Below are 11825 nucleotides of genomic sequence, written 5' to 3' on the forward strand. Positions count from 1 at the left end.
AAAGTCGCTCGCGCGTTACAGCGCGCTCACGTCTTCGCCGCGCAGAAGCAGTGCTTCTGCTTTGAGCGGCTCAGCGAATCGAAGTGCATTCGCGCGCTACGCTTTAAGCGCTCATGCAAGTCGATTCGCGCTACGCTTCAAGTGAAAAAGCAAGGTGATACGACACTCCGATTTCCATACCTTCATATAGATTCGTTATAACGACAGTACAAATCTACTCATGTTTGTATTTGTTGGTTTTATAGAAAAATTGCAATACGAAAGTGCAGGTAACGAAATGAGTGGCGATGAAAAGGGGCGGTGTATTTTATTCGCGTAGTAAGCGCGACTTATCAAGTGTTACCGCAATTGTTGGAATTGCAATAATCTCACTGTTTGTTTTATTGGCGATTTTTGCCGACCTCTTTACTCTTATTACAGGTAATGATCCATATAGCGAAAATCCCGATGTTTTGTCGGATTCTTCGTTGCCTACAGGCATAGGCGGAATAAGCTCAAAACATTGGTTTGGCGTAACGCCATTGCGCGGAATTGACTTATTTGCAATCATCTCTCACGGCGCAAGAATCTCTCTTGGCATTGGCTTAGCTTCTACTGCAATCTCCGTTGTTTTAGGCGTTGTAATTGGCGTTATTGCTGGTTATTTTGGTGGTTTTGTTGATTTTGCAATTTCTCGCATTATGGACGTGTTCTTTGGGTTCCCGTTCCTAATCTTTGCGATTGCGCTTTCTGCGATTGTGCCTCAAACTTTCCCGCGTCCGCTTCTTTTAACTCTTGTAATCGGCTTTTTTGGTTGGCCTAGCATGGCGCGATTGGTTCGCGGCGAAACACTTAGCCTTAAAAATCGCCATTTTGCTGTGGCTTCTAGAGTTATGGGCGCCAGTGCTTTTCATGTTTTGCGCAATCAGATTTTGCCAAACATGCTTCCAATAATCATTGTTAATACAACACTTTCTATACCAGGCCGTATTGCACTCGAAGCGGCACTGTCATTTCTTGGCGTTGGCATGAATCCGCCTTCGCCTTCGTGGGGACGCTCAATATCCGACGCAGTGCAGTGGGCATTGGTAGACCCGTGGTATTTAATATTCCCAGGTTTATCTTTGTCCCTGCTTGCGCTCGGGTTTAACATGCTGGGCGATTGGCTTTCTTCAAAAATGGAGATAGCAGCATGAGCGTTTTTCTTTACATTATTAGGCGCGTTGCAAGCGCTTTGGCTGTTATTGCTGTTATTGCAATGGCAATGTTTTTGATTTTCTTTATGACTCCAACAAATCCTGCGCAGCTTATGTGTGGCAAACCTTGCACGCCTGAGCGTTTAGCACAAGTTTCTGCGTTTATGGGAACTGATTTGCCTTGGTATAGTCAGCTTTTTAACTATTTGCAGGGTATTTTTGTTGGCCGTACTTTTGGTGATTCTGCATCTGCCAGCGCAATTGTTTGCGCGGCTCCTTGCTTAGGATGGTCTTTTGCGCTTAATGAGCCTGTTACTGGTTTGATTTTTAGTCGTTTTCCAGTTACCGCATCAATCGCCATTGGCGCTGCTGTTTTGTGGATGCTAATTGGCGTATTTGCAGGCGTTTTGCAAGCTGTTAAGCGTGATTCGTGGATTGATCGCTTAATCGTAGCGTTATCTTCGATTGGTATTTCGTCTCCTACCTACCTAATTGGTTTGCTGGCGATTATTGCTTTTGCGGTTTACATTCCAGTTTTTCCTACTGGCGGATATGTTAGCTTCTTTGCTAATCCTTTTGACTGGGCTTGGCATCTGCTACTCGCTTGGATTGTTTTAGCGTTGATAAATGGCGCTTTTTATGCGCGCATTACTCGTTCTACAATGCTTAGGGAATTTGGTAAAGATTATGTGCGAACTGCAAGAGCAAAGGGCATGCCCGATTCACATGTTGTAGTAAATCATGCTTTGCGAAATGCGATTTTACCAATATTTACAATGTTTGGTTTAGATCTTGGCGGTCTTCTTGGTGGAGCGGTTATAACTGAGCGCGTGTTCTCTATGCACGGGTTGGGTTCTCTTCTTTTAGACGCTGTTAAGACTTTTGATTTGCAAGTTTTGGTTGGAGTTACGCTGTTTTCGGCCGCTCTTGTAATAATTGCAAATCTTATTGTTGACGTCTGTTATTGTTTGCTTGATCCTAGAGCGGCTAAAGTCGCCCTTTAAAGTGGTGATTAGTGAGCGATTAAAATCGCCAGCAAAATCGCCATTAAGGTTGCAACTAAAGTCGCTACTAAAGTCTTCTTTAAATCACAATAATAAAAATTTTTAATAATTTTATAACTTTATAAAAAATTAAGGAAAAATCATGCAAAATACACAAAATATGCAAAATTATTATCAAATCATCAAAAAATTTAATCGTGGCTTTGCTCTAAATACATTAAGAGCAATTGCCGTAATTCTAGTGTTTTCGCTGGTTTATGCATTTTCTGCTTGCGGATCTGCTGCGCAAAGTGGTCAAAACCTACAAAAAAGACTACCAAATGCTTCTGTGCTTAATAACAATCCAAAAAAGGGCGGAACGCTTACGATTCTAAGCTCTGAATCAAAAATGGATTTTGATCCTGCAAGAAGTCAAGGTTTGCCAATAACCTCTAATAGCCTAGTTTTCCGCGCTTTAACAACGTGGAAAGTAACACCAAGTGGTAAAACGCGTGTTGTTGCCGATTTAGCAACAGATACTGGAACTGCTTTAGACGGCGGAAAAACTTGGAAGTACACTCTTAAAAAAGGCATTAAATACCAGGATGGAAGCCCAATAACGTCTAAAGATATTAAATATGGTCTTGAGCGTTCTTTTGCAAACTCGCTTACAGGCGGATTTGGTTACCACAAAGCGCTTTTGGAAGGCGCTAAAGACTATGCCGGTCCGTTTAGTGGCAAATCTTTGGATTCGATTGAAACTCCAGACAATCAAACAATCATTTTTAAACTAAATGCTGCTTTTGCTAATTGGCCTTGGGTTGCGTCTTTGGCTGCATTCGCTCCCGTTCCGCTAAATTCTGGGAATGCGCAGGATTATGGCAAAAGCCCAGTTGCTTCTGGACCGTACAAAATTGTTGAAAACGAAGCTGGCAAGCAAATTGTTATGGTTAGAAACACTAATTGGGATTTAAGCTTGGATTCAATTCGAGCTAATTACCCAGACAAGATAATTTGGAAGCTTGGTGTTGATTCTTCTGTTGCTGCCCAATCTATGATTCAAGGCAATTCTGGCGCAGACAATGCTATTCTTGCAGATTTTGTGCCTCCAGCTCAACGAGCACAAGCTAAAGCAAGCTACAAGTCAAGCAATCTTTTAATTACAAGCGGTGACGGAGCGTTGGAATATTTGGCCATGAACAATCGCCGTATTAAAGATGTTAAGATCCGCAAGGCGATTCAGTACGCTGTAGATAAGCAGTCGTATCAGCGAGCAAAGGGCGGTGCGGTTGCTGGCGGTTTTGCAACAACGCTTATTACTCCAGGCGTAAGCGAGCGCAAAGTCTATAATCTCTATTCTGCAAATCCGCGTGGGGATGTAGAAAAGGCTAAACAATTATTAAAGGAATCGGGTAAATCTAAACTAAAGTTTAGTCTTATTGCTCGCCCAGATCAGGCGCAAGTGGCATCTTCTATTCAAGCAAGCTTAAAGCGTGTTGGAATTGATGTTTCTATACGAACTGTGGATTCGCAGATTTTTACAGATATGATTACTGGTGATTCTGGCGACTACGATTTAGCTTTGTCTAAATGGCAGCCTGATTTTCCTTCTGCGTATGCAAATATTGGCCCGCTTTTTGATTCTTCGCAAATAGGCGGCGGCAATTGGAATATATCTCGCTACTCGAATCCAAAAGTGGATTCCTTGATTAGTCAAGCTGTTGGCGTTGTAGATAAGTCGCGTGCAGATTTGCTTTGGCAGCAGGTTGATAAAGAGATTATGCGCGATTCTCCAATCGTTCCGCTTATTTACTCTAAGAACACTTATATTCACGGAAGCAATGTGGAAAACTTCTTTGTTGGGTCTTTCCCAGCTTATCCAAACTATGCGCGAGTTTCGCTTAGAAACTAGAAAAGGATTTAAGAAAATGTTGGAAAATCGCGAAAACCCAGTGCTTAGCGTTAGTAACTTGTCTATTGCGATTGGCAAAAATCAGATTACGCATAACGTATATTTAAACTTATATGCGGGCAAAATTAGCGCGCTGGTTGGCGAATCTGGTTCGGGAAAGTCCTTAACTTCGTTGGCATTAATGGGTCTTCTTCCAGGCGATTTTAGTGTTTCTGGCAAAGCGGTTATTAATACAAGCACTAATGGCAGTTTGGATTTACTAAGCAATAATGCTCCGTATTCTTATATTCGCTCGGGTCTTATTTCAATGGTATTCCAAGAGCCATCTACCGCATTTAATCCAGTTATGCGCATTGGCAAGCAAATTGAAGAGGCGTTAAAATATCATCCCGAAAAGTTTGGCAAGATGAGCGCTCGCGCTAAAAAATCGCGAGTTCTTGATTCCCTTAGCGAGGTTGGCCTAAAGGATGTGAATCGCGTTTATAGGTCTTATCCGCACGAACTTTCTGGCGGGCAGCTTCAGCGCGCAATGATTGCAATGGCAATTATTAATCGACCTTCTTTGCTTATTGCAGACGAGCCTACAACAGCTTTGGATGTTACAACTCAGCGTAAGATTTTGCAGCTTTTGCGCGATTTAGCTAAAAAGCATAATATTGCGGTTTTGATTATTACGCATAATATGAGCGTTGTTAAGGCTGTTGCAAACACAGTTTATGTTATGAACAGTGGTAGTATTGTTGAAAGTGGACTAGTTAAAGATGTGTTTTCTAATCCTAAAAACAGCTATACGCGCTCTCTTTTAGACTCTATTGTTGATTTTGATATTAATAATTTAGCTAGCGAATCAACTAGTTCGGAGGCTGGTGATTTTTGCGTAAACATTCAAAATGTTTCTGCTAAATACGCTAAGTCTTCTAAAATTTTCAACCCTTCCAAATACGCAATAAGTGATTTGAACCTTAATATTTTAAAGGGGAAGACGCATGCGCTGGTTGGCGAATCTGGTGCTGGAAAAACAACGATTGCAAAGCTTATTTCTGGTCAGCTTAAGCCAGAATCTGGCAGCATAAGCATAGAGGGTCTTAATTTATACTCCGATTGCAAAAAGCGCGCAAATCGCAAGATTTTAAGCAATATTGGATTCATTTTCCAAGATTCTGGCTCGGCGCTAAATCCTTTAAAAACTGTAGGTTGGAGCATTGCCGAGCCTCTTATTGCCAATAAAAGTCTTAGCGAAGAAGAGCGCAAAAAGCGCGTGGAGCTTGTTCTTAATCAAGTGCATTTGCCATTAAGCTTAATAAACAGGTTCCCGCACGAGCTTTCTGGCGGCCAAAAACAGCGAGTTGGCATTGCACGAGCGTTAATAAATCGTCCTTCTTTGATTATTGCAGATGAGCCAACTTCGGCGTTAGATGCAAATCATTGCCTAAAAATCCTAAATCTTTTAAGTAGTTTGCAAAAGCAGTACAACTTTTCGTGCTTGTTTATAACGCATGATTTGGCTTTAGTAAGCCGCATTGCCAGCCAAGTTAGTGTTATAAAAGGCGGAAGGATTGTTGAGCAGGGAAGTGTTAAAGATGTATTGCGTTTCCCTAAAAATCCATACACGCGCAGTCTTATTGATGCTGTTTTGTAACGGTATGTTTGTGCTAAAAAGTAACATAATAAGAGTCTATTAGGAGGTTTTTATGACTTCGTGCGCTCCGATTGGCGTGTTTGACTCAGGTCTTGGTGGTATTTCTGTAGTTCGCCAGCTTCATGCAGCTATGCCTAACGAGCGCATTATCTATTTTGGTGATTCTGCAAATGCGCCTTATGGTGTAAAAACTCCACAAGAAGTGCGTAATCTCAGTTTTAAAATTGTTGAGCATTTTGCCAAACTTTCGGTTAAAGCTATTGTTATTGCTTGCAATACCGCCACTTCTGCCGCTGTAGATGATTTGCGCAATCATTACAATATGCCGATTATTGGCATGGAGCCTGCTCTAAAGCTTGCTTGTGATTTGGGTGGTGGCAAGCCTCAGCGTGTTATTGTTGCAGCCACTTCTTTAACGCTTAAAGAACGCAAGTTTGCAGATCTTATGAATCGTTTTACGCAAAATCACAAGATTTTTCCTCAGCCGTGCCCAGATTTGGTAGAAATTGTGGAAAATGGCGATTTAGGCAATAAAAATATTGTTATGAGCGCTTTGCATAAGTACTTTGATTCCTACGACTTAAACAGCATTGATTCGGTTGTTTTAGGATGCACTCATTTTGTGTTTTATAGAGATTATTTCCGCGAGTTTTTGCCTGATTGTGTAAAGATTGTAGACGGTAACGCTGGCACTGTTCATCATCTTAAAAGTGTTTTAGAGTCTAGCGGAGAGCTTGCAGACGCTAACAATAATGGCAGTGTTTTGCTAACTAATTCCGATTCAAGCAATCGCATTAGTGAGTTGTCTAAATCTTTGTTAAATCTTTGATTTGAGCATGTGATTAAGCATGTGATTTGCGGTTAGCGCTACATGAGTGCTACATAAGCGCTCTAAAAATCGCGTTTCCATATTTGCTTAAAATTAGCAATACAAGAGCAAAAATCCATAGTAAATTCACAATTAAATCGTAGTTTAAACGATAGTAAGCGTTTAAAATCCTATTTTTTAATCCAATTCCTTGCGCGCTAAAAGTTGCGTGGCTAAGTGACATAAATTGCAAAGTTGTGCAGAACATTAAAACAAGGCACCAAGGGCAAAGAATTCGTATAACAAACATTGATTGCGTAAACAGCCAATAAGCATATAACAGAGCAAAAAGTCCGCCAATCCAACTACAGATTGCAAGCCATTTTGGAAGTTTAACTTTTGCCAATCCAACCACTGCAAGCGTTACAAACACGCTTTCTGCAGCAATCCCAAAGAACGCGTTTGGGAAGCTTAACTCGCCAAATCGTATAAACTCCGCTTGCCAAGTTTGAGCCACTTTAGAGCAAGAAACAACGGCATTTACATCGCATCCAAGAGCTTTATGTGGTGCGCGAGCAAGCGCTAGCGTTTCGGAAGAAAGTATTAGCGATGTTAAAAGTGCAATTGCAGAAGTAATCAACATAATCATATAAGTCCAAGCAGCAGAATGTCGCCAAGAATTTATGCGATTATTGTAGCTAGTCATAAACACTCCTCAAAGCGCTAATACGAGTTAAATATTTTGTTATGTATTAAACGTTACATGCCACAGTTTACGATAATTGTATGACTGTAACTAGCAATAGTGTGAGTGAATCTATTGGCGTTGATTCTTGCCAGCATAATCGCGGGTGGGATTTGCATTGCCATACTTTCTATTCGGATGGCACTAAATCGCCAGAAGACTTGGTTATTGAAGCAAAAAACCTTGGTCTTAGCGGAGTTGCTATTAGTGATCACGACACTACTGCTGGATGGCTCGATTTTGAAAATGCTGCTAAAAACGCTGATTTTCCAGTTATTTTTGGGTCCGAAATAACGGCTGTAGAAGGTGGAATATCGGTTCATATGCTTGCTTATAGGTACAATTCCAACGACGATTGCATTATGAATATGTTTGCCACCACAAAAAAGAGGCGATTAGAGCGTACAAAAAAAATGGTGGATCTTATGTCTGCCGATTTTCCAATTACTTGGGAAAGTGTTATTGCTCAGGCTGGGAAGGGCGATTTAACTACGATTGGCCGCCCGCATATTGCAGATGCGCTTGTGGCTGCTGGTGTTTTTGAAACCAGATCTCAAGCTTTTGCCGGCCCTGTGGCGCCTCACGGTCCATATTACATTCCAACGCCTTCTCCAAGTGTTGAAGAAGTAATAAAGGTTATTAAACATGCTGGGGGAGTGAGCGTTATTGCGCATCCTGCGGATTACAGCAGAAATTCTGTTATTCTTTCCGATTCTCAAATAGCACACTATGCAAGTCTTGGGCTTAACGGCCTAGAGGTTTACCATCGTGGAAATTCTTTAACGCAAAGACAAAGGTTGCTTGCTTTAGCTGCAGACTTAGATTTACTTGTTACTGGTGGTTCCGATTGGCATGGAAGCGGAAAGCCAAATCAAATTGGCGAAGAAACCACCAGTTGCAATGTTGTTTCTAAAATTTTAAATTACTAGCTGAATTAAAATTGACTTATTAAAGAGCGTTAAATCCAACGGTGTGAGTTGGCGTATCTCCTATAATCGCGTACGCAAAGGAGTTTGCCATAATAAAAATCTTTCGATTGTTTTTATCGGTAAGATTAATCGCTTTATCGTCTTTAACAGCGTTTTCAATAATATTCTGTACGTCTTGTTCGCTCTGATTGCTTTCAAAGCTAATAGTGTCGTTTACGTGTTTAATGCCTATTGTTACCTTCATTTTTATTCCTTAATTGTTTTCGCTGTTTTCGTTGTTTTCGCTGTTTTCGCTGTTTTCGGTATTGTTTTCTAGTTTGCTTTTTGCATCTTTAATAGCAAGCTCTGCATCTTTTAGCATTGGAATAATAATTGTTGCTGGCTTATCTGAATCTTCAGTTTTATTGCCATTATTTTCATTATTGTCATCATCTTCATTATTCTTGCTATTGGCGTCATCACTATTTTCTGCATCAGCATTATTGCTACTGTTGGATTCGTTGTTTGCATCGTTATTTGCATCGTTAGCTTTACTAACACTGCTTATAACTTGCGTTTCCATGCTGTCTGCAAGAGTGGCGGTTTTAGTGGCATTAGTATCGTCGTTAAGAGCCACAGTTTGCTCGTTTGTATTATCTTTGTTATAGTCTTTCTGCTCTTCTTGCTTTAGCGTTACCACTGTTTTTTCGTTAGTGGCGTCCGAAGACTCTATAGTATCGTCTTTAATGGTATTGTCTTTAACAATATCGTCTTTAACAATATCTCCCACAGTAAGAGAAGACGCAGGGTTTGCATCTGCATTGTTTTGCTTTGCGTTTGCCGCTCTGGAATTATTTATGCGAGTAAGCTCATGAGCAAGACGCTCCACTTGTGCCTTAAAGCGCATTATTCCGGTTGTATCTGCACGCTGCAAAGCTTGAATAAAATCTCCAACCTGTTCCATTTGAAGCCAGAGGTTTGCGCGCAGCATAATCATGCCGTCTAACTTAGAACCAAGCATTCGCCCATACGCGCTAAGCAGAGCATTTCTATGCTGTTCGCTAAGCTTTGCAAAAATCCAGGCTAAATCGCGAGCAGGATCGTTGATTTGCATGCTTTGCCAATTGGTTATAGCTGTAATAGTGGATCCAGAAAACAGAAAATCTCCATCTTTAAATCCGCCGTGAACAGGGCAAGTGTCGAACGACCACAATCCTTCAGTTTCCAAAACTCTAGACCAATTGTCTGTTATTTCTGTAGGAATATGACCTGCTTGACGCAATCTTTTAATCCAAGATGTTAACTGCGCTCTAATCTGACCAGTTGTAAAAGAAGGATAGCCGCCTTTAGTTAAAAAGCTTGGGCTTAACCTATGAATTGCGCCCATTGCCGTTCCAGCATTTACGCAATCGTCTGTTGTAAGAAGACTTAATTCCCTAGAACATCCGTTTAAATGCTTGCAAATTAGCACTGTTGGGTTGTTAAAATCAGCTTCTCCAATTGACTCAAAATACGAGGCACCTTGATTTTGCTGATTTTCCAGATTGTTATTGTTGTTCTGGTTGTTTTGATTGTTCTGGCTTGAAAGAGACCCAGGAACAAACTTAAGCATTTCTTCGTGAGCAAATCCAAGAGCAGCAAGACCTTTTGTTTTTTGCAGAACCCATGCTGCGCGAGCTCGGTCGTGCAAGCGTTTCTGGCCTTTAGCGTTTGAACTAACATAAATGTCGTAAAGGCTGCCTGAAACGTCTTGAATAACAGCGTGAGATATGCCCGCAGCGGCATCGGTGGCATTTGCCTGCTCGCTTTGGCGCGTTCCAGCGAATTGTACTTCTGGCATGACCGATGAGGCCAGCGCTACCAATTTGAATCTGCTTATTTGTGTCACAGTTCAACAGTAATACAAAGCAACGAGATATAGTCAAATAGCCTTTAACCACATTAGCGTTTTATGCTTTTATTTTTCTTTATTTGTTGTAACAATAGAATTATGATTTCTACCCAAGAGCCTTTAGCAAACGAAAGCTTAGAATTTGGCGAAAATCTTGGTAAAGATTATGCTCAATCTTTACTCCAAGGATTAGATGATTCTCAGCGCAAGGCAGCAACAGCATTGCAAGGACCAGTGCGCATTACCGCATGTGCTGGTGCTGGTAAAACGCGTACAATTACGCGAAGAATTGCATACGCGTGCGCAAAAGGCGAATGGGATGAAAATCGCGTTTTAGCTGTTACATTTTCTGTAAAAGCTGCTAAAGAAATGCAAAATCGCCTTAAAAAATTAGGCGTAAATAATGCTACCGTTGCAACTTTTCATTCTGCAGCTTTGCAGCAGTTAAGAAGGTTTTGGGCAGATGTTTGCCAAGCTCCTTTCCCAAACATAATGGATGACCCTAAAACCGTTACGGAACAAGCATTAAACCACTACACGGATTTTTCCGATATGACTTCTGTGCAAATACGAGACATTATTGCAGAAATCAATTGGGCAAAGGTTTGTCTTATTGCACCAGATGATTACGCGCGCGCATATGCTTGCGTTAGTCGCGATCTTCCTGCGGCTCTAAACGTTAATCAGTTTGTAGAAGCTTATAAAGCGTATGAGCTAGAAAAGAACGCCAGGAATCTTGTTGATTTTAACGATTTATTGCTTCTAGCATGCCATATTTTGCGCGCTTTCCCTAAAGTTGCTGCGCAAATACGCAGCTCAATTGGTTGGGTTACTGTTGACGAATATCAGGATGTTTCGCCTCTTCAGCATGAGCTTCTTAGATGCTGGTTGGGGAGTAATCGAAATATTTGCGTTGTTGGAGACCCTGCGCAAACGATTTATTCTTTTGCAGGAGCCAGCAGCTACGATTTGCTTGAATTCCCTAATGAGTTTGCCCCACTTTGTGCAGATATTAATTTGAATACAGATTATAGGTCTACGGAACGTATTGTAGGGCTTGCTAATCGTGTTCTTTCTAAGTCTGCTTTTAGATGTGATTATTTAAGACTTGTGTCAAAAAACAAGGGTGGCGCTCGTGTTACTAAAACTGTTTATAACACGGATTACGACGAAGCTGTTGACGTTGCTCAGCGAATTCATAATGCTATTAAAACTGGCAAAGCTTCGCCAAGCGACTTTGCAATCCTAACTCGCACTAATGCTCAACAGAATATATTTTGTAAGACTTTGGGCGATTTAGGAATACATTTTTCTGTTAGAAAAGACGCTGGGCTTCAACTCGATGTTTTAGAAAACAACGTTGAAGATTTTGATGCTAGTGGCTTTAGTGATTTAGAAAAAGACATAGATAGTGTTGATGTAAAAGATAGTGCTGCAAAAGATAGTGCTGCAAAAGACAGTAACAGCGAGCGCGCAAAAGTGGATTTAATCAAAAAATCTTTACTTCCTGTAACCATTTCCACAATCCACGCGTCTAAAGGTCTGGAATTTAAACACGTGTTTTTAATAGGATGTTCGGAAGGTCTTCTTCCGTTTGGTGGAGTTAACAGAAGCCAAGATCAAGATGAAGAAGAGCGCAGACTTATGTATGTTGCAATAACTCGAGCGGAAGAAACATTGCACATCTCTTATTCTATTTGTAAAGACTACGGAAGTGGAATGCAAAGATCCGTAAGCCACTTTTTAGAATAACTGCATTTATAA

At 41.0% G+C, this 11825-nt stretch carries 10 protein-coding genes; 7 read left to right on the forward strand and 3 right to left on the reverse strand.

Going from position 1 to position 11825, the window contains the following annotated elements; translation table 11 throughout:
- The first annotated feature begins 287 nt into the window (after positions 1–287).
- From ACZ0NX_RS02480 to murI, 5 genes are all read left to right on the forward strand, one after another.
- On the forward strand, positions 288–1175 hold the full coding sequence (locus ACZ0NX_RS02480; RefSeq protein WP_060787298.1) for an ABC transporter permease: 888 nt from the start codon (positions 288–290) through the stop codon (positions 1173–1175).
- Entirely contained in the window at positions 1172–2179 is a 1008-nt protein-coding gene (locus ACZ0NX_RS02485; RefSeq protein WP_060787299.1) for an ABC transporter permease, read from the forward strand. The genes ACZ0NX_RS02480 and ACZ0NX_RS02485 overlap by 4 nt, the downstream gene beginning before the upstream one ends.
- A 142-nt stretch (positions 2180–2321) precedes the next feature.
- Positions 2322–4070 carry an ABC transporter substrate-binding protein gene (locus ACZ0NX_RS02490; protein WP_464405303.1) on the forward strand — a complete coding sequence of 583 codons (1749 nt, stop codon included), beginning with the start codon at positions 2322–2324 and terminating at the stop codon, positions 4068–4070.
- A gap of 16 nt (positions 4071–4086) precedes the next feature.
- On the forward strand, positions 4087–5709 hold the full coding sequence (locus ACZ0NX_RS02495) for an ATP-binding cassette domain-containing protein (protein ID WP_464405305.1): 1623 nt from the start codon (positions 4087–4089) through the stop codon (positions 5707–5709).
- 52 nt (positions 5710–5761) lie between these two features.
- The gene (gene murI, locus ACZ0NX_RS02500; protein WP_060787301.1) at positions 5762–6538 is read left to right on the forward strand and encodes a glutamate racemase; all 777 of its coding nucleotides are present in this window, start codon (positions 5762–5764) and stop codon (positions 6536–6538) included.
- Between the two features lie 49 nt (positions 6539–6587).
- Here murI and ACZ0NX_RS02505 read toward each other — a convergent pair whose 3' ends face one another.
- Positions 6588–7223, reverse strand: a complete 636-nt coding sequence (locus tag ACZ0NX_RS02505) for a vitamin K epoxide reductase family protein (RefSeq protein ID WP_415689076.1) — start codon at positions 7221–7223, stop codon at positions 6588–6590.
- Positions 7224–7303: 80 nt separating this feature from the next.
- On the opposite strand from ACZ0NX_RS02505, the gene ACZ0NX_RS02510 reads away from it, so the two are divergent.
- Positions 7304–8191, forward strand: coding sequence for a PHP domain-containing protein (locus ACZ0NX_RS02510; RefSeq protein ID WP_060787303.1), 888 nt, complete (start codon positions 7304–7306; stop codon positions 8189–8191).
- Between the two features lie 19 nt (positions 8192–8210).
- Here ACZ0NX_RS02510 and ACZ0NX_RS02515 read toward each other — a convergent pair whose 3' ends face one another.
- Both ACZ0NX_RS02515 and ACZ0NX_RS02520 read right to left on the reverse strand, forming a co-directional pair.
- Entirely contained in the window at positions 8211–8435 is a 225-nt protein-coding gene (locus ACZ0NX_RS02515) for a DUF3107 domain-containing protein (protein ID WP_415689078.1), read from the reverse strand.
- Positions 8436–8444: 9 nt separating this feature from the next.
- The gene (locus tag ACZ0NX_RS02520; RefSeq protein WP_464405307.1) at positions 8445–10010 is read right to left on the reverse strand and encodes a phosphotransferase; all 1566 of its coding nucleotides are present in this window, start codon (positions 10008–10010) and stop codon (positions 8445–8447) included.
- Between the two features lie 150 nt (positions 10011–10160).
- On the opposite strand from ACZ0NX_RS02520, the gene ACZ0NX_RS02525 reads away from it, so the two are divergent.
- Positions 10161–11813 (forward strand): ATP-dependent helicase, encoded by a 1653-nt coding sequence (locus ACZ0NX_RS02525; RefSeq protein ID WP_464405309.1) that lies wholly within the window; start codon positions 10161–10163, stop codon positions 11811–11813.
- The last annotated feature ends 12 nt before the right edge of the window (positions 11814–11825 follow it).

This window comes from Gardnerella rara (assembly GCF_055452355.1).